Origin of the sequence: Mycolicibacterium flavescens (genome assembly GCF_001722335.1) — a bacterium.
GTDB lineage: Bacteria > Actinomycetota > Actinomycetes > Mycobacteriales > Mycobacteriaceae > Mycobacterium > Mycobacterium flavescens.
Genome location: NZ_MIHA01000004.1, coordinates 288,922 through 312,471 on the forward strand (window position 1 = coordinate 288,922; position 23,550 = coordinate 312,471).

Annotated in this window: 21 protein-coding genes; 4 read left to right on the top strand and 17 right to left on the bottom strand. The window is 69.0% G+C overall.

Annotated features, from left to right (window positions below; genetic code table 11):
• Nucleotides 1-74: 74 nt before the first annotated feature.
• From rpmA to BHQ18_RS07635, 10 genes are all read right to left on the bottom strand, one after another.
• The gene (rpmA, locus tag BHQ18_RS07590; protein ID WP_069412970.1) at nt 75-341 is read right to left on the bottom strand and encodes a 50S ribosomal protein L27; all 267 of its coding nucleotides are present in this window, start codon (nt 339-341) and stop codon (nt 75-77) included.
• Nucleotides 342-353: 12 nt separating this feature from the next.
• Nucleotides 354-665 carry a 50S ribosomal protein L21 gene (rplU, locus tag BHQ18_RS07595; protein ID WP_069412971.1) on the bottom strand — a complete coding sequence of 104 codons (312 nt, stop codon included), beginning with the start codon at nt 663-665 and terminating at the stop codon, nt 354-356.
• Between the two features lie 175 nt (nt 666-840).
• Nucleotides 841-3,795, bottom strand: coding sequence for a ribonuclease E (gene rne, locus BHQ18_RS07600; protein ID WP_069412972.1), 2,955 nt, complete (start codon nt 3,793-3,795; stop codon nt 841-843).
• Nucleotides 3,796-4,102: 307 nt separating this feature from the next.
• Nucleotides 4,103-4,522 (bottom strand): nucleoside-diphosphate kinase, encoded by a 420-nt coding sequence (ndk, locus tag BHQ18_RS07605; RefSeq protein WP_109789218.1) that lies wholly within the window; start codon nt 4,520-4,522, stop codon nt 4,103-4,105.
• A gap of 27 nt (nt 4,523-4,549) precedes the next feature.
• Nucleotides 4,550-4,888, bottom strand: coding sequence for a DUF4233 domain-containing protein (locus BHQ18_RS07610; RefSeq protein WP_084293945.1), 339 nt, complete (start codon nt 4,886-4,888; stop codon nt 4,550-4,552).
• Nucleotides 4,889-4,974: 86 nt separating this feature from the next.
• The gene (folC, locus tag BHQ18_RS07615) at nt 4,975-6,408 is read right to left on the bottom strand and encodes a bifunctional tetrahydrofolate synthase/dihydrofolate synthase (protein WP_069412975.1); all 1,434 of its coding nucleotides are present in this window, start codon (nt 6,406-6,408) and stop codon (nt 4,975-4,977) included.
• On the bottom strand, nt 6,405-9,056 hold the full coding sequence (locus tag BHQ18_RS07620; RefSeq protein ID WP_069412976.1) for a valine--tRNA ligase: 2,652 nt from the start codon (nt 9,054-9,056) through the stop codon (nt 6,405-6,407). Before BHQ18_RS07620 ends, folC begins: the two co-directional genes overlap by 4 nt.
• Nucleotides 9,057-9,102: 46 nt before the next feature.
• Nucleotides 9,103-9,693 carry a DUF937 domain-containing protein gene (locus BHQ18_RS07625; protein WP_069412977.1) on the bottom strand — a complete coding sequence of 197 codons (591 nt, stop codon included), beginning with the start codon at nt 9,691-9,693 and terminating at the stop codon, nt 9,103-9,105.
• A gap of 85 nt (nt 9,694-9,778) precedes the next feature.
• Complete coding sequence (locus BHQ18_RS07630; RefSeq protein ID WP_069412978.1) at nt 9,779-11,035, bottom strand: saccharopine dehydrogenase family protein; 1,257 nt, start codon at nt 11,033-11,035, stop codon at nt 9,779-9,781.
• Between the two features lie 10 nt (nt 11,036-11,045).
• Nucleotides 11,046-13,058: a S9 family peptidase gene (locus BHQ18_RS07635; protein ID WP_069412979.1), complete on the bottom strand. Its 2,013-nt coding sequence runs from the start codon at nt 13,056-13,058 to the stop codon at nt 11,046-11,048.
• Nucleotides 13,059-13,095: 37 nt separating this feature from the next.
• Here BHQ18_RS07635 and BHQ18_RS07640 point away from each other — a divergent pair, with 37 nt between their 5' ends.
• Both BHQ18_RS07640 and BHQ18_RS07645 read left to right on the top strand, forming a co-directional pair.
• Complete coding sequence (locus tag BHQ18_RS07640; protein WP_069412980.1) at nt 13,096-14,262, top strand: FAD-dependent oxidoreductase; 1,167 nt, start codon at nt 13,096-13,098, stop codon at nt 14,260-14,262.
• Nucleotides 14,259-14,819 carry a VOC family protein gene (locus tag BHQ18_RS07645; RefSeq protein ID WP_069412981.1) on the top strand — a complete coding sequence of 187 codons (561 nt, stop codon included), beginning with the start codon at nt 14,259-14,261 and terminating at the stop codon, nt 14,817-14,819. The genes BHQ18_RS07640 and BHQ18_RS07645 overlap by 4 nt, the downstream gene beginning before the upstream one ends.
• On the opposite strand, the gene BHQ18_RS07650 is transcribed toward BHQ18_RS07645, so the two are convergent.
• The 6 genes from BHQ18_RS07650 to BHQ18_RS30060 form a co-directional block, all read right to left on the bottom strand.
• Entirely contained in the window at nt 14,803-15,303 is a 501-nt protein-coding gene (locus BHQ18_RS07650; RefSeq protein ID WP_069412982.1) for a transglycosylase family protein, read from the bottom strand. The genes BHQ18_RS07645 and BHQ18_RS07650 overlap by 17 nt on opposite strands.
• Before the next feature lie 218 nt (nt 15,304-15,521).
• On the bottom strand, nt 15,522-15,848 hold the full coding sequence (locus BHQ18_RS07655) for a transglycosylase family protein (protein ID WP_069413047.1): 327 nt from the start codon (nt 15,846-15,848) through the stop codon (nt 15,522-15,524).
• A 1,003-nt stretch (nt 15,849-16,851) separates the two neighbouring features.
• Complete coding sequence (gene mobA, locus BHQ18_RS07660; RefSeq protein WP_084293928.1) at nt 16,852-17,442, bottom strand: molybdenum cofactor guanylyltransferase; 591 nt, start codon at nt 17,440-17,442, stop codon at nt 16,852-16,854.
• A 10-nt stretch (nt 17,443-17,452) separates the two neighbouring features.
• The gene (locus BHQ18_RS07665; RefSeq protein WP_069412983.1) at nt 17,453-18,523 is read right to left on the bottom strand and encodes a 2-oxoacid:ferredoxin oxidoreductase subunit beta; all 1,071 of its coding nucleotides are present in this window, start codon (nt 18,521-18,523) and stop codon (nt 17,453-17,455) included.
• Complete coding sequence (locus BHQ18_RS07670) at nt 18,520-20,466, bottom strand: 2-oxoacid:acceptor oxidoreductase subunit alpha (RefSeq protein WP_069412984.1); 1,947 nt, start codon at nt 20,464-20,466, stop codon at nt 18,520-18,522. Before BHQ18_RS07670 ends, BHQ18_RS07665 begins: the two co-directional genes overlap by 4 nt.
• A 314-nt stretch (nt 20,467-20,780) precedes the next feature.
• Nucleotides 20,781-20,921, bottom strand: coding sequence for a hypothetical protein (locus BHQ18_RS30060; RefSeq protein WP_165614542.1), 141 nt, complete (start codon nt 20,919-20,921; stop codon nt 20,781-20,783).
• 106 nt (nt 20,922-21,027) lie between these two features.
• Between BHQ18_RS30060 and fdhD the strand changes: the two genes are divergently transcribed.
• Together fdhD and BHQ18_RS07680 are read left to right on the top strand one after the other, a co-directional pair.
• Complete coding sequence (gene fdhD, locus BHQ18_RS07675; RefSeq protein ID WP_069412985.1) at nt 21,028-21,852, top strand: formate dehydrogenase accessory sulfurtransferase FdhD; 825 nt, start codon at nt 21,028-21,030, stop codon at nt 21,850-21,852.
• Nucleotides 21,852-22,835, top strand: coding sequence for a GlxA family transcriptional regulator (locus BHQ18_RS07680; protein WP_069412986.1), 984 nt, complete (start codon nt 21,852-21,854; stop codon nt 22,833-22,835). Before fdhD ends, BHQ18_RS07680 begins: the two co-directional genes overlap by 1 nt.
• Before the next feature lies 1 nt (nt 22,836).
• On the opposite strand, the gene BHQ18_RS07685 is transcribed toward BHQ18_RS07680, so the two are convergent.
• Nucleotides 22,837-23,487, bottom strand: a complete 651-nt coding sequence (locus tag BHQ18_RS07685; RefSeq protein ID WP_069412987.1) for an HD domain-containing protein — start codon at nt 23,485-23,487, stop codon at nt 22,837-22,839.
• Nucleotides 23,488-23,550 lie beyond the last annotated feature (63 nt).

Sequence of the window (23,550 nt, forward strand, 5' to 3'; positions counted from 1 at the left end):
TTCGGTGACGAGTGTGAAGCTACTGCGACTTTCTAGCCGAGAATTCGCAGTAGCTTCACATTCGCGGCAGGAAGTCAGGCCTCCTGCGGTGCCGGACGGACCACGCTCACGGTCTTGCGGCCGCGCTTGGTGCCGAACGTGACAGCGCCGGGAGCCGTCGCGAACAGGGTGTCGTCCCCGCCGCGGCCGACATTGGTGCCGGGATGAAAGTGGGTGCCGCGCTGGCGGACCAGGATCTCGCCGGCCTTGACGATCTGGCCGCCGAACCGCTTGACGCCGAGCCGCTGGGCGGCGGAGTCGCGACCGTTGCGCGAGCTGGAAGCGCCCTTCTTGTGTGCCATTGTCTCCCGCTCCTACTTGATCCCGGTGACCTTGAGCACCGTCAGCTGCTGACGGTGTCCCTGCCGCTTGTGATAGCCGGTCTTGTTCTTGAACTTGTGGATACGAATCTTGGGGCCCTTGGTGTGCTCGAGCACCTCGCCGGTCACCGCGACCTTCTCCAGGTCCTTGGCGGCCGAGGTCACCTTGGCGCCGTCCACGACGAGCGCGACGGGCAGCGACACGTTGGCGCCCGGCTCGAAGTCGAGCTTCTCGACCTTGACCACGTCGCCGACGGCGACCTTGTACTGCTTGCCGCCGGTCTTGACGATTGCGTAAGTCGCCATCGTGCTGCTACTCCTACGTTCACTGGGCGCGCGCAATTGCTGCTGCGCTTGTCTGGGTTTCCCGACTGCCACCGGCCCGCGTGTTCCAGAGCCTGGCGACAACTGCTCAAGGCTACTTGAGCGGCTGCACGAGGGTCAAATCACCGCAGGTAGGCGGGCCGCCGGAAAGTGCTGGTCAGCTTTCGGCGGCCGGCGGGCCCGCGGGCCGCGCGGCCGCGCGTCGGCGGTGCCGGCCTCGGCTCACCGGCGGCGGTGCCGGATCCTCCTCCGGGTCGTCCTCATCCGGGTCGTCCTCGTCCGAGTCGTCCTCGTCCTCGTCGTCCTCATCGTCATAGTCCTCGGAGTCCTCGGAGTCATCCGAGCCGATCACCTCGATGTCGTCGTCGATCGCGTCTTCGTCGTCATCGGTGTCGAGGTCGATCTCGTCCTCGTCGTCCTCGTCGTCCTCGTCGTCCTCGGAGTCCTCGTCGTCCTCGGAGTCCTCGTCGTCCTCAGAGTCCTCGTCGTCTTCGGAGTCCTCGTCTTCGGTGTCGTCCTCGTCGTCGGCCACCGCGTCGCGGATCACCTCGGAATCGGCCTCGGCGACCTCCTCGGCGGGCTGGACGTTCTCGGTGTCCTCGGCGTCGTCGGCGTCGCTGTCGTCATCGTCTTCGTGCTTGCCGTTGGCCGCCGCCATCGCCTTGAACATCGGGTGTTCACCCGCGGGATGCGGCGGCACCTTGGCAACCGCGACTTCCTCGGGTTTGGCGCCGCGCTTACCGCGCCTGCCGCGCCGCCCGCCGCTGTCGGACTTGCGGCCGTTGCCCGACGACGAATCCACCGGATCGCCGTGCAGCACGATCCCGCGACCGGCGCAGTGCGTGCACGTACTCGAGAACGCCTCGATCAGCCCAGTGCCGAGGCGTTTGCGGGTCAGCTGCACCAGGCCCAGCGAGGTCACCTCGGACACCTGGTGGCGGGTGCGGTCACGGGCCAGCGCCTCGGTCAGCCGGCGCAACACCAGGTCGCGGTTGGACTCGAGCACCATGTCGATGAAGTCGATGACCACGATGCCGCCGATGTCGCGCAGCCGCAGTTGGCGCACGATCTCCTCGGCCGCTTCGAGGTTGTTGCGGGTGACCGTCTGCTCGAGGTTGCCGCCGGAACCGGTGAACTTGCCGGTGTTGACGTCGATGACCGTCATCGCCTCGGTGCGGTCGATCACCAGCGTGCCGCCCGAGGGCAGCCACACCTTGCGGTCCATCGCCTTGGTCAACTGCTCGTCGATGCGGTGCACCGCGAACACGTCGGGACCGTCAGACGCAGCCGGCTCGTACTTCGTCAACCGCGGAAGCAGTTCGGGCGCAACGGCGTTCACGTAGCCGGTGATGGTTTCCCAGGCGTCGTCGCCGGACACGGTCAGCCCGGTGAAGTCCTCGTTGAACAGGTCACGGATCACCTTGACCAGCACGTCGGGCTCTTCGTAGAGCGCGACGGCCGCACCGGCCTTCTTGGCGGTGATGTCGGCGGCCTTGGCCTCGATCTCGCTCCAGCGTTTGGCCAGGCGTTCGACGTCGCTGCGGATGTCCTCTTCCTTGACGCCTTCGGAGGCGGTGCGGATGATCACCCCCGCGTCGGGCGGGACGACCTCACGCAGGATCTCCTTGAGCCGCTGGCGTTCGGTGTCGGGCAGCTTGCGGCTGATCCCGGTCGACGACGCGCCCGGCACGTAGACCAGGTAGCGGCCGGCCAGCGACACCTGCGTCGTCAACCGGGCGCCCTTGTGGCCGACGGGGTCCTTGCTGACCTGCACGACGACGTAGTCGCCGGGCTTGAGGGCCTGCTCGATCTTGCGGTTCTGCCCGCCGAGGCCGGCGGCCTCCCAGTTGACCTCGCCGGCGTAGAGCACGCCGTTGCGGCCGCGGCCGATGTCGACGAACGCGGCCTCCATCGACGGCAGCACGTTCTGGACGATGCCGAGGTAGATGTTGCCGACCAGCGATGTCTGGGCCGCCGAGGTGACGAAGTGTTCCACCACCACGCCGTCCTCGAGCACCGCGATCTGGGTGTACCGCGCGCCTTCGTGGGGCGGTTCGGTGCGGACCTTGTCGCGCACCACCATCATCCGTTCGACGGCCTCGCGGCGCGCCAGGAACTCCGCCTCGCTCAGGATCGGCGGCCGGCGGCGCCCCGCGTCCCGGCCGTCGCGGCGACGCTGGCGCTTGGCCTCCAACCGCGTCGACCCGCTGATGCCCTGGATCTCGCCGTCACCGCTCTGGCCCGCCTTGTCGGCCTTGCTGGCTTTGCGCGGTTCGCGTTCGTGCACGACCGTGTTGGGCGGGTCGTCGGGGGCGGTGCCGTTGTCCGAGTCGTCCCCGGATCCGGACTTGCGACGACGGCGACGCCGGCGGCGACGGGTCGCGCCGTCGGTCCCGCTGGACTCGTCGTCCCCGGAGTCGTCGTCGGAGTCCTGGTCGTCGTCGCGGCTGTCGTCGGAGTCCTGCTCGCCGTCCTGGCTGTCGTCGTCGGCGTCCTCGCCGTTCTGTTCACCGCGACCGCGACCCCGGCCCCGGCGTCCGCGCCGGCGGCGCCGGCCCGACGGCCGCTCCGACTGGTCGTCATCGTCGTCCTGGTCGTCCTGGCCGTCGGTGTCGTCGTCGTCATCGTCGTCGTCGGATTCGTAGTCGAAGACCACCGGCTTCGGCGCGACGAACAGGGGCAGGTAGTCGGCGGCCGGTGCGCTGTCGGCCTCGGGCCGCTCGGGCGGCGCGGCGACGGTGTCGGTGGACGGTCCGACTGCCGCGGTGAACAGCGCAGCGGTTTCCGGCTCGGCAGCGGCCTCGGGTGCCTGAACCTCAACGGGCGGCCGAACCTCGAAAGGCGACGCCTCGCGGGTCTCGACCGCCTGCGGCTCCGGCTCAGGCTCGGGGCTCTCGGCGAGCGCATCCCGGACCCGCTGGGCCTCAGTCTCCTCGACGGTCGAGTGCGCGCTGCGGGCCCGCCCGTCGAGGGCGGCCAGCGCGTCGAGCACCCGCTTGCTGGTGGTGCCCAGCGCCCTGGCCAGGGAATGCACCCTCAGCTTCTCAGGCGGGGGCTCCTGCGCGTGTCGCGAGTCTTCGGAAAGGTCTTCGGTAGGGGCATCTTCAGCCACGTAGTCTCCTCCAAGCCCCCGGGCGCGTCCTGTTTGACGCGGCCACGCGAGGGCTTCCGCTATTGGCCCGAGAAACTGCGCTCGAGCTTGTTGTGGTCTCGCCCCGGGCAGTCCACTGGTGAACCATCCCGGCGCCGGTCTGAATGATGGCTGGACGGTCGGCGCCGCATCACGCGTGGCGATGGTCGCGCACGTCTAAGTCTTCATTCGGGTTTCCGACCCCGGTTGTTGGCCGGCTACCCGTGGCAAGTATCCCACATCACGCCACCCCGCCCGACCAGGCTGGGCGAGCGGACGTGTCAGAGCACTACTTGCTGGGGAACCAGAGCTCGATTTCGCGGGCCGCGGACTCCGGGGAATCCGAGCCGTGCACGAGGTTGTCCTGGGTGATCAGGGCGAAATCACCGCGGATGGTGCCGGGGGTGGCCTTCTCCACCGGATCGGTGCCGCCGGCGATCTGACGGAACGCGGCGACGGCGCGCGGGCCCTCGACGATCGCGGCCACCACCGGGCCCGAGGTGATGAAGTCCAGCAGCGAACCGAAGAAGGGCTTGCCTTCGTGCTCGGCGTAGTGCTTGCGGGCCAGGTCGTCGCTGACGGTCACGAGCTTGAGCTCCGCGAGGGTCAGGCCTTTGCGCTCGATGCGGGCGAGTATCTCCCCGACGAGACGCCGCTTGACGCCGTCGGGCTTGATCAACACGAGGGTGCGCTCAGTCGGCTCAGTCACGGCCGACAGAATAGTCGTCGCGATCGACTACTCGGGGGGACGCTGCTGACCAGGCAGAAGTCCGCGCTTCTGGCGTCGCAGCACTTCGGCGCGCAGATAGGCGATCAGCAGCCACACGACCAGGAAGACCACGCCGACGAAGCCGATGGCGCCGTCGAGCACGGCACCGCCGATCAGCACGAACTGGAAGGCGATGTTCACCCAGATCGCCCACGGGCGGCCCTGCACCCCGGCCAGCAGCACCAACACCACCGCCAGCCCGACCAGAAAGCCGGTGCTGGTCCCGGTCAGTCCCCCACCGACCTTGGCCACCACCGGCAGCGCCAGCAGCACCACGATCGCCTCGAGGATCAGGGTGCCTGCCATGACGCCGCGGAAGCTCTTCCACGGGTCCGGAGCCGCGGCGCCGGCGACGCTCGGATCGGTCTGCGGCGGGTCGGTGGGGTCGGTGGTCACTGGGGGTCCTTCCCGAACAACGTGCGCGCCGCTCCGGCGGTCACCACCGAACCGGTGATCACCATTCCGGCGCCGCCGAACAGCTCGCCTTCGGCGCTGGACTCCTCGACGATGGCGGTGGCCGTCTCGATCGCATCCGGCAGGGTGGCCGCGGTGACCACCCGGTCCGGGCCGAACCGCTGCTCGGCCAGCAGCGCCAGCTCCGTCACGTCCATCGCGCGCGGGGACCCGTTGTGGGTCACCACGATCTGGTCGAACACCGTTTCCAGCGCGGTCAGGATTCCGTCGACGTCCTTGTCGGCCATCACCGACACCACCCCGACGAGGTAGCGGAAGTCGAATTCCTCCTGCAACGCGGTGGCCAGTGCCGCGGCCCCCGCCGGGTTGTGTGCGGCGTCGATGAATACCGTTGGCGCACTGCGCATCCGTTCCAGCCGCCCGGGGCTGGTCACGGAGGCGAAGCCGGCCCGCACGGCGTCGATGTCGAGTTGCCGCTGCGCTCCGGCGCCGAAGAAGGCCTCCACCGCGGCCAGCGCGACCGCGGCGTTGTGCGCCTGATGTTCGCCGTGCAGCGGCAGGAAGATCTCGGAGTACAGCCCGCCGAGGCCCTGGAGTTCGAGCAGCTGTCCGCCCACGGCGACCTGCCTGCCCAGCACGGCGAATTCGGAGTCCTCGCGCGCCACCGCGGCGTCGGCGCGCACGGTCGCCGCGAGCAGCACCTCCATCGCCTCGGGCGCCTGGCGGCCGATCACCGCGACGGTGTCGGTGGGAACCAGGTCGTCCTCCTGCTTGGTGATGATCCCGGCCTTTTCGGCGGCGACGTCGGCGATCGTGTCGCCGAGATATTCGGCGTGGTCGAGCCCGATCGGCGTGACCACCGCCACCGGCGCGTTGACGACGTTGGTTGCGTCCCAACGGCCGCCGAGCCCGACCTCGACGACCGCGACGTCGACGGGTGCGTCGGCGAACGCGGCGAACGCCATCGCGGTGACGACTTCGAACTTGCTCATCGCCGGTCCCCCGGCGGCCTCGGACTGCTGGTCGACCAGCTGCACGAACGGCTCGATCTCGCGGTAGGTGTCGACGTAGGCCGCGGGGCTGATCGGCTTACCGTCGATGGCGATGCGCTCGACGGCCGACTGCAGGTGCGGGCTGGTGGTGCGGCCCGTGCGCCGGTGCAGCGCGGTGAGCAGCGCGTCGACCATCCGCGCGACCGATGTCTTGCCGTTGGTGCCCGCGATGTGGATCGACGGGTAACCGCGCTGCGGTGAGCCGAGCAGCTCGAGCAGTGCCGCGATGCGGGTGGTGCTGGGCTCGAGTTTGGTTTCGGGCCAACGCTGGTCGAGCAGGTGTTCGACCTGCAGCAGCGCCGCGATCTCGTCGGGCGTCGGAACGTCCGACGGGCGCGGTAGGTCCGCGGGGTCGGTCATTTCAGCGACTCGAGCCTCGCGGTGATGCGCTCGACTTCTTCCTGCGCCAGCTGCTGGCGGCCCCGGATCTTGTCGACGACGTCGGCGGGCGCCTTGGCCAGGAACGCCTCGTTGCCGAGTTTGCCTGTCGTGGCGGTCAGTTCCTTCTGCGCGGCGGCGAGATCCTTTTCCAGCCGACGCCGTTCGGCGGCCACGTCGACCGTGCCGGAGGTGTCGACCTCGACGGTGACGGTGCCTCGCGACAGCCGCACCTCGATCGCCGCGGTGGGGGCGAAACCGTCGCCGTCGGCGGTCAGCCACGCCAGCGACCGCACCGCGGGCACCTGCGCCTGCAGATCCGCCCCGGCGATGTCCGACAGCCGGGCCGGCACCCTCTGCCGGTCGTTGAGGCCCTGGTCGCTGCGGAACCGGCGCACCTCGGTGATCAGCTTCTGCATGTCGGCGACCCGTTGCCCCGCGACGGGGTCGACCGCGAAACCCGACGGCGTCGGCCAGTCCGCGATCACCAACGACTCTCCACCGGTCAGCGTCTTCCACAGCACCTCGGTGACGAACGGCATCACCGGGTGCAGCAGTTTGAGCAGCGTGTCGAGCACCGAGGCCAGCACCGCCGTGGTATGCGAAATCCCCTCGCCCAGTTGCACCTTGGCGAGTTCGACGTACCAGTCGCAGAACTCGTCCCACGCGAAGTGGTACAGCGATTCGCAGGCGCGGCTGAACTCGTAGCTGTCGAACGCCAAATCCACCTCGGCGCGAACCTGTTCCATCCGGCCCAGGATCCACCGGTCGGCGTCGGTCAGCTCCGCGGCGTCGGGCAGCGGTGCGGGGCTGGCGCCGTTCATCAACGCGAACCGGGTGGCGTTGAACAGCTTGGTGGCGAAGTTGCGCGAGGCGCGGGCGTGGTCCTCGCCGATCGCCAGGTCGCCGCCCGGGCTGGCGCCGCGGGCCAGGGTGAACCGCAGCGCGTCGGCGCCGAATTTCTCCACCCAGTCCAGCGGGTCGATCCCGTTGCCGCGCGACTTGCTCATCTTGCGGCCGAACTCGTCTCGGATCAGCCCGTGCAGGAACACGTTCTCGAACGGCACCTGCGGCCCGCGGGCGCCGTCCATGGTGATCGCCGGATCGTCGCCGACGAAGGTGCCGAACATCATCATCCGGGCCACCCAGAAGAACAGGATGTCGTAGCCGGTGACGAGCACCGTGGTCGGATAGAACTTCGCCAGTTCGGCGGTGTGCTCGGGCCAGCCCATGGTGGAGAACGGCCACAGCGCCGAGGAGAACCAGGTGTCGAGCACGTCGGGGTCCTGTTCCCAGCCCTCCGGCGGCGTCTCGTCGGGTCCCACGCATACGGTCTGCCCGTCGGGGCCGTGCCAGATCGGGATCCGGTGCCCCCACCACAGCTGCCGCGAGATGCACCAGTCGTGCATGTTGTCGACCCACGCGAACCACCGCGGTTCCAGGCTGGGCGGGTGAATGACGGTGTCGCCGTTGCGAACCGCGTCGCCGGCGGCCTTGGCCAGCGACTCCACCTTCACCCACCACTGCAGCGAAAGCCGCGGCTCGATCGGCTCACCGCTGCGCTCGGAGTGCCCGACGCTGTGCACGTACGGGCGCTTCTCGGCGACGACGCGGCCCTGCTCGGCCAGCGCCTCGCGCACCTTGACCCGCGCCTCGAACCGGTCCTGACCGTCGAATTCGGTTCCGGTCCCGGTGATCCGGCCCTTGGTGTCCATGATCGAGGGCATCGGCAGCTGATGGCGCAGGCCGATCTCGAAGTCGTTGGGGTCGTGGGCCGGGGTGACCTTGACCGCGCCGGTGCCGAACTCCGGGTCGACGTGGGTGTCGGCGACGATCACGATGTCGCGGTCCAGGAACGGGTGCGGCAGCGTGGTGCCGACCAGGTGGCGGTAGCGCTCGTCGTCGGGGTGCACGGCGATCGCGGTGTCACCGAGCATCGTCTCGACGCGGGTGGTGGCGACCACGATGTGCGGTTCGTCGTCGGAAAGCGAGCCGTACCGGAAGGACACCAGCTCGCCTTCGATGTCCTCGTATTTGACCTCGAGGTCCGAGATCGCGGTCTCCAGCACCGGCGACCAGTTCACCAGCCGCTCGGCCTGATAGATCAGGCCCGCGTCGAACAGCCGCTTGAAGATCGTGCGCACCGCGCGGGACAGCCCGTCGTCCATGGTGAAGCGGTCGCGGCTCCAGTCCACCCCGTCACCGAGGCGGCGCATCTGCGCGCCGATGGTGCCGCCGGACTCGCGTTTCCAGTCCCAGACCTTGTCGATGAACAGTTCGCGGCCGAAGTCCTCTTTGGTCTTACCGTCGGCGGCGAGCTGCTTTTCGACCACTGTCTGGGTGGCGATGCCGGCGTGATCCATGCCCGGCAGCCACAGCACCTCGTAGCCCTGCATCCGCTTGCGCCGGGTCAGCGCGTCCATCAGCGTGTGGTCCAGCGCGTGGCCCATGTGCAGGCTGCCGGTCACGTTCGGCGGCGGCAGCACGATCGAGTACGGCGGCTTGGCGCTCGACGGGTCGGCGGTGAAGTAGCCGGCGTTGACCCACCCCTCGTAGAGGTCGCTCTCTACCGCGCTCGGGTCCCAGGACTTGGGCAGGGCATCGGCGGAGGATTCGGGGGTGGCGGTCACCCCGCAATTCTAGGAACGACGCACGAACCGCCCCCACCGGGGACGTTTACTTCCTGCCGCCGAGCAGTCCGCCGAGGATATCGCCGAGGCCACCGCCCTTGTCTCCCCCGAGCACGCTGCCGAGGATGCTGCCCAGCGGATTGTCGCCGCCCCCGGCGGCAGCTCCGCCGCCACCGAGGATGCCGCCGAGCACTTCGCCGAGCCCGCCGCCGGACTGCTGATCCGCGCCGGAGCCCTTGGTCAGCTGCTTGCCGATGTACGCGAGCACGATCGGTGTGAGGATCGGCAGCAGTTTCTGGATGAGGTCGCTGTTGCCGGCACCACCACCGGAGAGCGCCGAGGCGACCTGAGCGGTGTCGTTACCGCCGAAGATCTTGGCGACAGCTTTGGCTCCGTCGCCCTCGTCGACCTGGTCGACGCTGACGCCGCCGTCCAGCAGGCCGCTGGCGGCGTGGTTGCCGGCCGCCGACTCGATCCCCGAGGCCGCCGCCGGATCGTTGGCGTTCTGGTGCAGACCGCCGACGAGCACCGGTACCAGAGTCCGGACCGCATTGTTCACCTCGGTCTCGTCGACGCCGAGCCGACCGGCAATCTGCTGAGTAGGGATCTGGTTGAACAGCTCGTCGAGATCCGCCATGACAATCCACCTCCGTCGTCTGGATGCCGTACCGGTCTGACAGTAGTCCGGGCGATCTTGACGTACGGCCGTTCGACCGTTCGGCTCAGGCGAGCCGGGTGGTGTCCAGCGTGACCCCGGCCGCGGGGAACCGGGTGAGCAGGGCGTCGCCCATCGCGGCGGCCGGGGTGAGCACGCCCCGCAGATCGGACAGCTTCTCGCGGTCCTTCGCCAGCGCCAGGCCGCACTCACCGAGGAGCACCGCCGTGGCCTTGTACCCGGGGTCGCCCTTCTGCGACATCACGGCGCGGTAGCGCGCGCCGGTCGTGGTCGAGGTGTATGTCTCGACGGTGTAGTGGCCGCTTTCGCGGACCTTCTCGCTGGGCCCGGTGCCCGGTTTCGGCAGCACCTTCTCGACCAGTTTGTTGGGCACCCGGTGGAAGAAGCGGCTGCCCAACGCCATCGTTCCGGCGTTGCCCGCGGCAGCCAACGCCGACGCCACCGGTGCGAGCGCCGAGCGGCCCATGCTCATCTGTTCGCCGTACTCCAGCCGGCGACCGTAGGCGTAGTCGAGCAGCGCGTTGCTTCGCCGCACGATGCGGGTGTTCACCGCGGCCATCACGAACGGCGCCACCCAGTAGCCGTCGAGCTCGGGCGCGATCTCCGCGCCGCGGCGCCACCGCAGATCCGGCTGCCCGCCCAGTTCGGGTTCGGCGGCGCGGTCCGGGGTCAGCGTGTAGGGGTCGTTCATCACCCGTCGCGCCTCGGGATCCGACGACGCCGCCCGCATGACCTCGATCATCGACGCGGCCGTGCCGCCGGAGACCCCGCCTTTGAACGTGCGCACCACCAGGTTGGTGTCGGTGAGCTCACCGGCACCGTCCTGCTGGGCGTGCCGGTACAGCGCAAATACGGTGAGATCCGATGGGACGGAATCGAATCCGCACGAGTGCACGATGCGCGCGCCGGTGTCGGCGGCTTGTTTGTGGTACTGGTCGATGCTGTCGCGGATGAACAACGACTCACCGGTCAGATCGGCGTAGTCGGTGCCCGCCGCCGCACACGCCGCGACCAGCGGCAGCCCGTACTTCGCGTACGGCCCGACCGTGGTCACCACCACCTGCGTCCGCGCGGCCATCTCGTTGAGCGTGGACGGTTGGGAGGCGTCGGCGGTGATCAGCGGCCAGGACTGCGCCTTGTCGCCGAGGCTGTCGCGGACGGCGAGCAGCTTGTCCGCGGATCGGCCCGCCAATGCGATGCGCGCGTCGCCACCCGCCTTTTCCAGGTACTCGGCGGTCAGCTTCCCGACGAAACCGGTGGCCCCGTACAGGACGATGTCGAATTCGCGCTGTGATCCGGTCATGATCGCGACGCTACCCGAGCGTCTCGGGCACCTCGATGTCCTCGTCGAGCACGTGCCGGGCCAGGAACGCGGTGACCACCTGGTACCAGAGCTTGGCGTGCTGCGGGGTGAGCACCCAGTGGTTCTCCGACGGGAAGTACAGGAACCGGTGCGGGCTCTCACCGTCGTTGTCGGCGGGCAGCCCCGAATGGGTCAGCAGTTCGTACCAGAGCCGCAGCGCCTCCCCGATCGGCACCCGGTAGTCCTTGTCGCCGTGGATCACCAGCATCGGTGTGCGGATCTCGTGCACGTGGTTGTGCGGTGAATTCTCCTGCGCCATCTCGCGGGTCATCTCGCGCAGCCAGTAGTACGACGAGTCGGTGGTGGCGCCGAACTGGTCGAGGGCCCACAGGCTGGCGTGGGTGACGATCGCGTCGAACCGGTCGGTGTGGCCGGCCACCCAGTTGGCCATGTAGCCGCCGAACGATCCGCCCATCGCCGCGGTCCGGTCTTGGTCGACGCGCGGATGCCGGCACGCCGCGTCGGTGGCCGCCATCAGGTCGGTGTACGGCGCGCCGCCCCAGGCGCCCCAGCCCCGTTGGACGAACTGCTGTCCGTACCCGGTGGACAGGCCCGGATCGGGCAGCAGCACCGCGTATCCGCGCGCCGCGAGCAGCCACGGGTTCCACCGCCACGACCACACGTTCCAACTGCTCAGCGGCCCACCGTGGATCCACAGCAGCAGCGGCGCCTGCCGGTCACCGTCGGGCAGCACGAGCCATGACCGCACCCGGGTGCCGTCGTCGGCGGTGGCGTCGAGTTCGGTCAGCGTCCCGGGCAGCGACGGCAGCGGTGCGCACGGCAGTTCGGTGACCGCACCGTCGGCGTCGATCCGCACCGGGTGCGGGGGTGCCGCATACGAACTGCGCAGCGCGAACAGTGTCCCGTCCGGCGCGGCGACCACGTCGGTGTAACTGTGGTCGTCGAACGTCAGTTGGGTGACCGCCCCGCCGTCGAGGTCCACCCGGAACACCGGTCGCCGACCGTCCTGATCGGCGGTGACGATCACCGCCGAACCGTCGTGCAGCCACGTCACCGAGGCCGGCCAGCGGTCCCACTGTTCGGCGAGCACCACCGGAGGCTCACCGAACCGCAAGTAGCCCAACGTCATTCGCGGCGCGACCTGCGGTGTGGAGAACGTCTCGCGGATGTAGACGACGCCGGAGCCGTCGGGGGCGATCGCCGGACCCCACGTGTCGGCGTCGGGTTCCTCGACGATCACCTCGCGCTCACCGCTGTCGAGGTCGACGCGCATCAGCACCGAATGCCGCGACGCGCCGGGTGCGGGGCGCTGCCACGTGGTGACCACAAACCGCCCGTCGCCGCTGACGTCGAAGTCCGACTCGCGCAGCGCCCCGCCCGGGGCGGCGGTGAGATCGCGGGCCGCGTCGGCTTCGCCGGTCGGGTCGACGGCGAGCAGGTGTGGTTCGGCCGGGCCCAGGTCGGAGTCCCAGTACCGGATCGGATACCCGGTGTGCAGGATCGCGGTGATCTTGTTGTCCTTGCGCAGGTCGCGCAGCCTGCGGTCGTCGGCGATGTCGCGCGCCGACGGCAGCAGCGATGACCGCACCACGGCCACGTCGGCCTCGCGCGCCGTCCGCACCGCCTCGACGGCCCCGCCGAGGGCCAGCACGGTGGCCGCCTCCCCGCCCGCGGCCGGCAGCCGCCACAGCGCAGCGGGCGGTTTCTCGTCGTCGGCGGTCGGCCGCACGGCGACGAACAACAGGTCGCCGTCGGCGGTGAAGGCCGGTGTCGACTCCCCTTTCGCCCCGCGCGTCAACCGGCGCGCGGGTGCTTCACCGGCGGTGTCGATCTCCCACAGCGCGCTGACGTATTCGGTTCGCTTGTCGTTGAGTTCGGCGATCGAGGTGACCAGCCGCGTGCCGTCCGGTGACAGCGCCAGCCCCGCCACGCGCGGAAGCGCCAGGTACTCGTCGAGATCGTGGAACGGCGAGGCGTTGGCGAAGTGGCCGGTCGCGGTCATGCCCCGTTGGTAACACACCGCGCGCTAGTTTCAACGGATGCCGAAGCGGATCGTGGTGATCGGGGCGGGCATCGCCGGACTGGCGAGCTCCGTCGCGCTGCAGCGGCGCGGATACGAGGTGACTCTGCTCGAGGAGCGCACCGACACGTCGTCGGGCGCCGGAATCAGCATCTGGCCCAACGCCTTGGCGGCCCTCGACGACATCGGTCTGGGGGATCCGGTGCGCGACGCCGGTGGCCGGGTGACCGCCGGGGCGGCGCGCTGGCACGACGGCAGCTGGCTGCGCCGCCCGGCGCCGGAGCGCATCGTCAAGGCGCTCGGCGAGCCGCTGGTGATCATCCGGCGTTCGGCGCTGACGTCGATCCTGGCGGGTGCCCTGCCCGACGGCACCCTGCGCAGCGGCGTGCGGGCCGATGCGGTGGCGCTGACCGCGGACGGGGTCCGGGTGACACTTGCGGACTCGACCGTGCTGGAGGCCGACGCCGTCGTCGGCGCCGACGGCACGCATTCGACGGTGGCCCGCCACCTCAACGGGCCGCTGCGCAACCGCTACGTCGGCTACACGGCGTGGCGCGGGGTGGCCCGGTGCACGGTCGACGCGCAGGTCGCCGGTGAGGTGTTCGGGCCGTCCGTCGAGTTCGGTCTGGTGCCGCTGGGCGCGGACCACACGTACTGGTTCGCCACCGAGCGCGTGCCCGAGGGGTCGAGCAGCCCGCAGGGCGAGTTGAGCCACCTGCGGTCCCGCTTCGCGTCGTGGGCGGAGCCGATCCCCGAGATCCTGGCCACGACCGACCCCGACGAGGTGCTGCGTAACGACCTCTACGACCGCGATCCTGCGCGCCAGTGGTCGAGAGGTCCGGTCGTGCTGGTCGGCGACGCCGCGCACCCGATGCGCCCGCATCTCGGCCAGGGCGGATGTCAGGGTCTGGAGGACGCGGCGATCCTCGCGCGGTTCGTCGCCGACGCCCAGGATCTGGGGTCGGCGTTCGCGCGGTTCGCCGCCTTCCGCAGGCGTCGCGTCGAGGGCATCGTCGGCGAGTCCCGGCTGATCGGTCGCGTGGTCAACCTGCCGCCGCTGCTGAGCGCGCTGGCCAGTCGCGCAACGGTGCTGGCGCCCGAGGCGCTGCTGACCCGGCACCTGGCCTCCGTGGCGGCCCGCTCGGCGTACCGGCCGCCCACCGATCGTGAGGTGCGTGGAGAGTGAGCGTGCGGTTGGGGCCGCTCGTCGTGGATGCAGCCGACCCCGAGGCGCTGGCCGCGTTCTGGGACGCAGTCCTCGGCTCGGATGCGCGACGCCGGCTTCTCACGTTCCGGCCGCAGCAGCGACCGAAGATCACCAAGAACCGGGTGCATCCGGATCTCTACGTCGGCGACGTCACCCGGCTCCTGGATCTGGGGGCGCGGGTGATCCGCGAGCACGACGACTGGACGACGCTGGCCGACATCGAGGGCAACGAGTTCTGCGCGTTTGCGCGACCGGACGCCGGGCAGGCCGCCCGGGTCTTCGCGGTGTGCACCGACAGCGACCGTCCGGAGGAGTTGGCCGCCTGGTGGGCGGCCGTGGTCGGGGCCGAAGTCAGGCCGGGACCCGACGGCACACCGCGCTGGCTGCATCAGTCGGCGGGCTGGGGGGACCTGGTCTGGAAGTTCGTCCGGGTCGACGACGATCGGGTGGTGCCCAACCGGTGGCAGTGGAGCCTGGATGCGGACATCGGCGTCACGGTCGACCCGCAGGGCAACGCGTTCAGCGTGCGCCCGTGAGCGTGCCGATCGGGTTGAGCAGCGCCGAGCACATCTGACGCGGATTGACGAAGCCGAACAGTCCCCTCGACGGCATCGCGGCGCAACCGGTCGCGGCGGCGGGGGTCTTGGCCGTCGGGGCCGACGGCGTGGTCCACACCGCCGGGGTGGCGCCGCGAGGTCCGCACTTCGGCCAGGCCTTGAGCCCCTGGGTGCGCAGCACGTTCTCGGCGACCCGGATCTGTTCGGCGCGCGACGCGGTGGCCGGGTTGCCGACCCCGCCGTTGGCCGACCACGTGGCCGGCTTGAACTGCAGCCCGCCGTAGTGGCCGTTTCCGGTGTTGATCGACCAGTTGCCGCCCGACTCGCACTGGGCGATCGCGTCCCAGTTCACCGAGTCGGCATTGGCGGTGGCCAGCGAGCCCAGGACCATCGGCACGAGCGCCAGCACTCCGGCGATCAGACCTGCCCACAGACCCTTGGTAAGCGCGTTACGAATGTTCATCACTGCGGTCCTTCCCCGACCGTTTGACACAAGGCCCGCATCGAAGAACTGGCTGTTCTTCCGTCGCGGTTATCCGGAGTGTCGGGTGATGAAGCTCACGTGTTACGCAAGGGTCAAAAGTTTTAGTCGTTACTTATCTGGTGTAAGAGCCCTCTGAGAAAGAAGTGGCGGTGCCGGAGTGTCCCGGCACCGCCACTCGACAAGTCGAGAAGGCTGCGTCAGCCGCGTCCGCCGCAGGACGGCCACGCGCCGATGCCCTGGGTCTGCAGCACGTTCTCGGCGACCCGGATCTGCTCTTCGCGGCTCGCGTTGTGCGGGGACCCGCTGCCACCGTTGGAACGCCAGGTGCCCATGGTGAACTGCAGACCGCCGTAGTAGCCGTTGCCGGTGTTGATCGACCAGTTGCCACCCGACTCGCAGGCCGCGACGGCATCCCAGTTCACACCGCTGTCCGCATTCGCGGTTCCGGTGGCCATAGCAACGGGTGCGATCGCGAGCGCACCGGCAAAGGTCGCCAAACCGAACGTCTTGCGGATGTTCTTCAACTGCTTTCCTTTCGCCACGCGCGCACCAACCAGCACCCGTGCAGGAGCACGGGAGAATCGCCGTCGGCAAGAAGGGTCGGGCCGCACCGTCTCGGTCAGGTACGACAGCGGAAGGCAGAGCGCCTCGCCGGCACCGGGGCCGGCGGCCGCGCGAGGTTCGAACACCTCCACGGCTCCACTCACACGCAGGTTCGTGGTTTGAAATTATTTGCTCCGGTTAGAAGCTCTTTCGGAACCTACAAACCGTGTCGGCGAAAGTCATATCGCCGCGCTGCCGTGTCGCGCCAAGATCACGAACAGATCACGGACCCGAGACCTTCTCGTTATCGCAGGTCATCTGTGGGTTTGACGCGGCCGGAGATAGAGGTGCGCCGGCGTGTCTTCGTGAGCCATCTCACCGCGATTTTGTGACCCGGACCACGTTTGAACGCACTCCATACCTCGGTGAATGCGTTGAAAGTGCCAGTGCGGTAGCGATATCGACGAATCTGGCGCCATCTGCGACGTGTGGTTCGCTGCCCGGGCCGCCGACAGCGCCGACAGTGAATCGCGTTGGCCGACAGGCAGTCAGGCCGATTCAGGCCGGTGTAGCGCGGCCCCCCGGCCGCAACTCAGGCGAGCTGTATTTGACGCTAAACCGTTGTGTGTCAACAGTTCTCGCGCAGACACCGGTGATCCTCGAGACGCGAACCACGGGAGTCGGGCGTCCTGGGCAGGCATATCGACACTGGTCCAGGCCATCGGGCGGGTGCGGATTCCGAGCTGGTAGGCACCGGAAAAGCACCCCTTCGCGGTCGAATTAGCGAACATTCCGCCTCAGCTCCGACCGGATGCGTTGCCTGCCAGTCATTTTCGATCGGGCCCCGTAGTAACGGCCTGCACATTCGGTTCGCTGAAAAGCGCGCATCCCCGTCGTTTATCACGGCAGGAACTGCAGAAATTCAGTGGCAGTAATTCCGGAAAATGCGCAGACAATTCGCGGACGAATTGCGAACCGAATTTGCTAGGCCATTTGCGGCCGGGGCAGAGACTCCAGATCGGCCGCCGTGTTGACGTTGGTCAGCGCGACCTGCTCGGGCATCACGATCCGCTGGGTGTCCACGCGGTCGACGAGCGCCCGCATGCTTCGTTCCCCGGCGTCGACCAACGCGGTGACCCGCGCGGCCAGCGAGGTCCGGTAGATGCCCGCCAGGTAGTGGTCGCGGCCGTCCCACGGCAGCACGACCGACGCGCCGAGCCGCACCGCCGGGCCGGCGAGTTCGTCGATCAGATCCGCGGAGAACAGCGGCATGTCCACCGCCGCCACGAACGCCAGCTCGGCTCCGGCTTCGGCGGCGGCGCGCAGACCGCGGCCGGTGGCCAGCAGCGGCCCCACGCCGCCCACCTCGTCGCGCAGGATCTCGGCGTCCAGGGCCGGCAGCGCCTGACCGGGCGCGGCGATCACGAAGACCGGCGCGCACCGGCTCTTGAGGGCGTCGACCATCCGCTCGACGAGCGTCGTGCCGCCGTAGGGCAAGGTGGCCTTGTCGCGGCCCATGCGGCGGGATGCCCCGCCCGCCAGAATGATCCCGGCCAGCGGAACGGTGGTCGTCATGACCGTGAGGTTAGTCGACCGTCCAGGTGTCTTTACCCCGAAGCAGCGACTGAAGTGCCGCCGTGTCGTGCGCCCTGGCTTCGCGGGCCGCGGTGATCTGGTCGCGGGCCGCGTCGTCGTAGGTGGGCTTGTTCACCTGACGGAAGATGCCCATCACCATGTGCTCGAGGTTCTGCTCGGACAGCCGCGACAGCGCGAACGCGTAGGCCGGGTCGTCGAGGTTCGCGTCGTGGACGACGATCTCGTCGGCCGATACGTCGGCGGTCTTGGCGATCTCCAGGCCGTACCCGGACTTGACGACGCAGTATTCGGCGTCGGCGCCGAAGGTGATCGGCTCACCGTGCGCGAGGTTGATCAGCCGCTCCTCGGCGCCTTCCTTGCGCAGCGCGTCGAATGAGCCGTCGTTGAAGATCGGGCAGTCCTGCAGGATCTCCACCAGCGCGGCGCCGCGGTGCGCGGCGGCGGCCTTGAGCACCTCGGTCAGACCCTTGCGGTCCGAGTCGAGCGCGCGGCCGACGAACGTCGCGTCGGCGCCCAGCGCCAGCGACACCGGGTTGAACGGGTAGTCCAGTGAGCCCATCGGCGTCGACTTGGTGACCTTGCCGACCTCGGAGGTCGGCGAATACTGGCCCTTGGTCAACCCGTAGATCCGGTTGTTGAACAGCAGGATCGTGATGTTGACGTTGCGGCGCAACGCGTGGATCAGGTGGTTGCCGCCGATCGACAGCGAGTCGCCGTCGCCGGTGACGACCCACACCGACAGGTCCTCGCGCGCCAGGGCCAGCCCGGTGGCGATGGTCGGCGCGCGACCGTGGATCGAGTGGAAACCGTAGGTCTCCAGGTAGTACGGGAACCGGCTCGAGCAGCCGATACCGCTGACGAACGCGATGTTCTCGCGCCGCAGCCCGAGTTCGGGCAGGAAGTTGCGGATGGTGTTGAGGATGACGTAGTCACCGCAGCCGGGGCACCACCGGACCTCCTGGTCGCTGGTGAAGTCCTTGGACTTCTGCGGCTGGTCGGTCGCCGGCACCTTGCTCGTGCCGGGCGTCAACCCGAGATCTACTCCGATCACGTCTGTCATGCCTTGACTCCCACACCTGTCACACCGGCCTCGACGGTAGCCGCCGCGAGCCGTGCGAACTTGGCCTTGTCGTTTTCCTTCTCTCCCAGCGTCCCATCGAGCGCGGCGTCGATGATGCCTTCGACCTCATCGGCCAGGAACGCCATACCTTCCACCTTGGTCACCGACTGCACGTCGACCAGGTACTTGCCGCGCAGCAGCAGCGCCAACTGCCCGAGGTTCATCTCCGGGCAGACCACCTTGGGGTAGCGCCGCAGCACCTCACCCAGGTTCGCCGGGAACGGGTTGAGGTGGCGCAGATGCGCCTGGGCGACCTTGATCCCCTTGCGACGCGCGCGACGGCACGCCTCACCGATGGGCCCGTAGCTGCTGCCCCAGCCCAACATCAGCAACTCGGCGTCGCCGGTGGGATCGTCGACCTCGAGATCGGACACCGCGATGCCGTCGATCTTGGCCTGCCGCAACCGGACCATCAGGTCGTGGTTCTTGGGCTCGTAGGAGATGTTGCCCGAGCCGTTGGCCGACTCCAGCCCGCCGATGCGGTGCTCGAGACCGGGGGTGCCGGGGATGGCGAACTGGCGCGCGAGCGTCTCGGGGTCGCGCGCGTACGGCTGGAACGGCTCACCTTCCTTGGCGAAGGTGTGCTCGATCGCCGGGTACGAGCTGATGTCCGGAATGCGCCAGGGCTCAGAGCCGTTCGCGATCGCGCCGTCGGACAGGATGACCACCGGGGTGTGATAGGTGATCGCGATCCGCGCCGCTTCCACCGCGATGTCGAAGCAGTCCGACGGAGACCGCGGTGCGAGCACGGCGACCGGGGATTCACCGTTGCGGCCGTAGAGCACCTGCAGCAGGTCGGCCTGCTCGGTCTTGGTGGGCAGGCCCGTCGAGGGACCGCCGCGCTGGACGTCGATGACGAGCAGCGGCAGTTCGGTCATCACGGCCAGCCCGATCGCCTCGGACTTCAGCGAGATACCGGGGCCGGAGGTGCTGGTGACGCCGAGCGCTCCGCCGTAGGACGCGCCGATCGCCGCGCCGATGCCGGCGATCTCGTCCTCGGCCTGGAACGTCAGCACGTTGAAGTTCTTGTGCTTGGACAGTTCGTGCAGGATGTCCGACGCCGGGGTGATCGGGTAGGTGCCGAGAACCACCTGCAGATCGGCCAGCTGACCGGCCGCGACGATGCCGTAGGCCAGCGCCGTGTTGCCGGAGATCTGGCGGTACTCACCGGTCTTGAGCTTGGCCGGGGCCACCTCGTAGGTGCTGGCGAACGCCTCCGTGGTCTCGCCGTAGTTCCAGCCCGCCTTGAGCGCGAGCACGTTGGCCTCGGCGACGTCGGGTTTGCGGGCGAACTTCTCCCGGATGAACGCCTCGCTGTGCTCGAGTTCGCGGCCGTACATCCACGACAGCAGCCCGAGGGCGAACATGTTCTTGGCGCGCTGGCCGTCCTTCTTGGACGCGCCGATCGACTCGACGGCGCCCAGCGTCAGCGTCGTCATGGGCACGGCCTGCACGACGTAGTCGGAGAGCTCCTCGGTCTCCAGCGGGTTGGCCTCGTAGCCGACCTTGGCCAGGTTGCGCTTGGTGAACTCGTCGGAGTTGGCGATGATCAGCCCGCCGCGCGGCAGATCGGAGACGTTGGCCTTCAGCGCCGCGGGGTTCATCGCCACCAGCACGTCGGGGCGGTCACCGGCGGTCAGGATGTCGTAGTCGGCGATCTGGATCTGGAACGACGACACACCGGGCAGCGTGCCCTGGGGCGCGCGGATCTCGGCGGGGTAGTTGGGCTGGGTGGCCAGGTCGTTGCCGAACAGCGCAGCCTCTGAGGTGAACCGGTCACCGGTGAGCTGCATACCGTCGCCGGAGTCACCGGCAAAGCGAATGACGACCTTCTCGAGCTTCTGCCGAGTGCCTGGACTGGCACCGTTGCCGTTCGCCGCCACGCGCCTGCCTCCTCGTCGATGCGGGTGATCCGGCGGGGGTCGTCCCCGTCGCGGCCGAAGCGGCGCGCCGGCGGAAAACACCCACCAAAGTTTTTATGTCACTGCCAGTACCGATTATTGCACTTCTCTTAGGTAGCCCTTCACCGGACCACTCTCGGCGCGCCGTCGCCGCGTAGACGTCCGCGCAGTTCAGCTAATGTGCTGGTCACCGCGATGAGACAATACTGTGTGATTCGTCACGCCGACGAGACAAAAATTCTAAGGAAATGGTTACCGCTCGGTAGCAGCTCGCCAGCAGTGCCGACGCCGACGCGCTATCGGCGCGCGGCGCCGTCGGTGCGCCGCGCATGCCACCTCAGCCGCAGCAGCAGCAGGTGCTGGTGCGCACGGAAACCCGCCGACAGCGGGTCACGCCAGACCGGCATGCGCCCCTTGGGGTGGAGTTCGTGATGCACGACGTCCATTGTGCCGACGGCAACGCCCCTTCGCCCTGTGACGCCGCCCTCGTGCGGATGAACAGTGACAGAACCGTTAGCGACCTTTGCCTTCTAGGCTGGACGCATGGGCAGGGTCACGGCACGACGACGGGTCCAGCACGTGACCGCCGAAAGCGCGGTCGCGCGGCCCGAAACGCTGGTCGTCGAGGAGCCGCTGGAGATCCGCGTCAACGGCACCGCGATCACCGTGACGATGCGCACCCCCGGCGCCGACGTCGAGTTGGCGCAGGGCTTCCTGCTCACCGAAGGGGTGATCGGCGGCCGCGACGACGTGCTCGCCGCCCGGTACTGCAAGGGCGTGGGGCCCGACGACCTGAACACCTACAACGTGCTCGACGTGACGCTGGCGCCCGGCGTTCCGATGCCCACAGTCGACGTCACCCGCAACTTCTACACCACCTCGTCGTGCGGGGTCTGCGGTAAGGCGTCGCTGGAGGCGGTGCGCCTGATCAGCAGGCACGCCCCGGGCGACGACCCGTCCACGGTCACCGCCGACACCCTCTCCGAGCTTCCCGCGCGGCTGCGCGCCGCGCAGAAGGTGTTCGCCAGCACCGGAGGCCTGCACGGCGCCGCACTGTTCGACACCGACGGCAACACGCTGGTCGTGCGCGAAGACGTCGGCAGGCACAACGCCGTCGACAAGGTCATCGGCTGGGCGCTCGAGCAGCAGCGGATCCCGCTGACCGGCACTGTGCTGCTGGTCAGCGGTCGCGCCTCGTTCGAACTCACCCAGAAGGCCGTGATGGCCGGCATCCCGGTGCTGGCCGCGGTGTCGGCGCCGTCGTCACTGGCGGCGGATCTGGCCAGCGAGTCGGGGCTGACCCTGGTGGCGTTCCTGCGGGGCGAGTCGATGAACGTCTACACCCGGCCCGACCGCGTCACCCGCTGATGCCGCCGCCGCCGCCGTCGACGCAGGGCCACCGGCGCGTGGTGTTCGTCGTGTTCGACGGTGTGAAGCTGCTCGACGCCGCGGGCGCGGCGGAGGTGTTCGCCGAGGCGAACCGGTTCGGAGCCGCATACGACATCGCAATGGCCTCGGTGGACGGCGCCGACGTGACAACCTCAGTCGGCACCAAATTATCGGTCTCCGAACGGGTTTCGGAGATCGAGGCGGCGGACACCGTGATCGTGGCCGGCGGTGACAACCTCGTCGGACAGGCGATCGATCCCGCGCTCGTCGACGCGGTCCGGGACGTGTCCGCGCGGACCCGGCGGCTGGCGTCGATCTGCACCGGTGCGTTCATCCTCGCCCGGGCGGGGCTGCTCGACGGACGACGCGCGACCACGCACTGGCGCCATGCCCGGTTGCTGGCCCGCGCGTATCCCGGCATCCGGGTCGAACCCGACGCGATCTTCGTCCGCGACGGCGACGTGTTCACCTCGGCGGGGGTGTCCTCGGGAATCGACCTGGCGCTGGCCCTGGTCGAACTGGACCACGGAACCGACCTGGTGCGCGAGGTCGCGCGGTCGCTGGTGGTCTACCTCAAACGCGCCGGCGGACAGTCGCAGTTCTCGGCGCTCGTCGAGGCCCAGCCGCCGCCGCGGTCGGCGCTGCGTGCGGCCACCGACGCGATCGCGGCCGACCCGGCAGCCGACCACAGCGTGAGATCACTTGCGGCGCGGGCGTCGTTGAGCACCCGCCAGCTGACGCGGTTGTTCCACTCGGAGCTGGGCACCACTCCGGCGAGGTATGTCGAGATGATCCGGCTGGACGCCGCACGCGCCGCGCTGGACGCCGGCCGCTCGGTCGGCGAATCCGCCCGTGTGGCCGGATTTGGGAGCGCCGAGACCCTGCGTCGGGTCTTCGTCGAGAATCTCGGCGTCTCCCCGAAGGCCTACCGCGAGCGGTTCCGAACCGCTTCTCGCGGCTGACCTACTCGGGCCAGTCGTTGCCGAGGATGGTGTCGACGAAGTTCGTGCGCACGAACGATTCGTCGAAGCGCTCGAGCACGTCGGCGTTGACCGTGCCGAAGGTGCTGTCGGGCCGGTGCCTCATCCCGTCGGCGAAGGCTCGCAGGATCCGCTGCTTGAACTGGGGCCGCGGATGCGCCGCGGTGACCGCCGCCAGTACCTCGGCCGACAGGTTGTCGCGGCCGAAACCGAGCACATCGGTCTCGACTCCTGCTGTCACCAAGGCGATTTCGGGGTCGAGGAACTCCGGCACGCCGGGGGTGGTGTGCAACGCGATGCCCAGCCACACCTTGCGCGCGTCGTCGACGCCGACACCGCGCGCGAGCAGGAAGTCGCGGGCCGCGTTGGCGCCGTCGACCTCGAAACGCAATTCGGAGTCGCGGTAGCGCTCGGTCAGGCCGATGTCGTGGAACATCGCCCCGGTGTAGAGCAGTTCCAGGTCGGGCACCAATCCGCGTCGCTGACCTTGCAGCGCGCCGAACAGGAAGACGCGCCGCGAGTGGTTGAACAGCAGGTCGTCTTCGGTGTCGCGGATGAATTCGGTGACTTCCCGCACCAGCGGGGTGTTCGGGATCTCGATCCCGGCGATCGTGTCGAGTACGTGACCGGTCATCGTCTGGCTCCTTCGTGAGTGTGATGATCCCAGTCTGTCCGCGCGCGCCGGCGCCGACGTGGG

What these genes read in the sequence shown, in the direction of transcription:
- rpmA (WP_069412970.1), bottom strand. Translation starts at nt 341, where the DNA reads ATGGCACACAAGAAGGGCGCTTCCAGCTCGCGCAACGGTCGCGACTCC.
- rplU (WP_069412971.1), bottom strand. Translation starts at nt 665, where the DNA reads ATGGCGACTTACGCAATCGTCAAGACCGGCGGCAAGCAGTACAAGGTC.
- BHQ18_RS07610 (WP_084293945.1), bottom strand. Translation starts at nt 4,888, where the DNA reads ATGGCAGGCACCCTGATCCTCGAGGCGATCGTGGTGCTGCTGGCGCTG.
- folC (WP_069412975.1), bottom strand. Translation starts at nt 6,408, where the DNA reads ATGACCGACCCCGCGGACCTACCGCGCCCGTCGGACGTTCCGACGCCC.
- BHQ18_RS07625 (WP_069412977.1), bottom strand. Translation starts at nt 9,693, where the DNA reads ATGGCGGATCTCGACGAGCTGTTCAACCAGATCCCTACTCAGCAGATT.
- BHQ18_RS07630 (WP_069412978.1), bottom strand. Translation starts at nt 11,035, where the DNA reads ATGACCGGATCACAGCGCGAATTCGACATCGTCCTGTACGGGGCCACC.
- BHQ18_RS07635 (WP_069412979.1), bottom strand. Translation starts at nt 13,058, where the DNA reads ATGACCGCGACCGGCCACTTCGCCAACGCCTCGCCGTTCCACGATCTC.
- BHQ18_RS07640 (WP_069412980.1), top strand. Translation starts at nt 13,096, where the DNA reads ATGCCGAAGCGGATCGTGGTGATCGGGGCGGGCATCGCCGGACTGGCG.
- BHQ18_RS07650 (WP_069412982.1), bottom strand. Translation starts at nt 15,303, where the DNA reads ATGAACATTCGTAACGCGCTTACCAAGGGTCTGTGGGCAGGTCTGATC.
- mobA (WP_084293928.1), bottom strand. Translation starts at nt 17,442, where the DNA reads ATGACGACCACCGTTCCGCTGGCCGGGATCATTCTGGCGGGCGGGGCA.
- BHQ18_RS07665 (WP_069412983.1), bottom strand. Translation starts at nt 18,523, where the DNA reads ATGACAGACGTGATCGGAGTAGATCTCGGGTTGACGCCCGGCACGAGC.
- fdhD (WP_069412985.1), top strand. Translation starts at nt 21,028, where the DNA reads ATGGGCAGGGTCACGGCACGACGACGGGTCCAGCACGTGACCGCCGAA.
- BHQ18_RS07680 (WP_069412986.1), top strand. Translation starts at nt 21,852, where the DNA reads ATGCCGCCGCCGCCGCCGTCGACGCAGGGCCACCGGCGCGTGGTGTTC.
- BHQ18_RS07685 (WP_069412987.1), bottom strand. Translation starts at nt 23,487, where the DNA reads ATGACCGGTCACGTACTCGACACGATCGCCGGGATCGAGATCCCGAAC.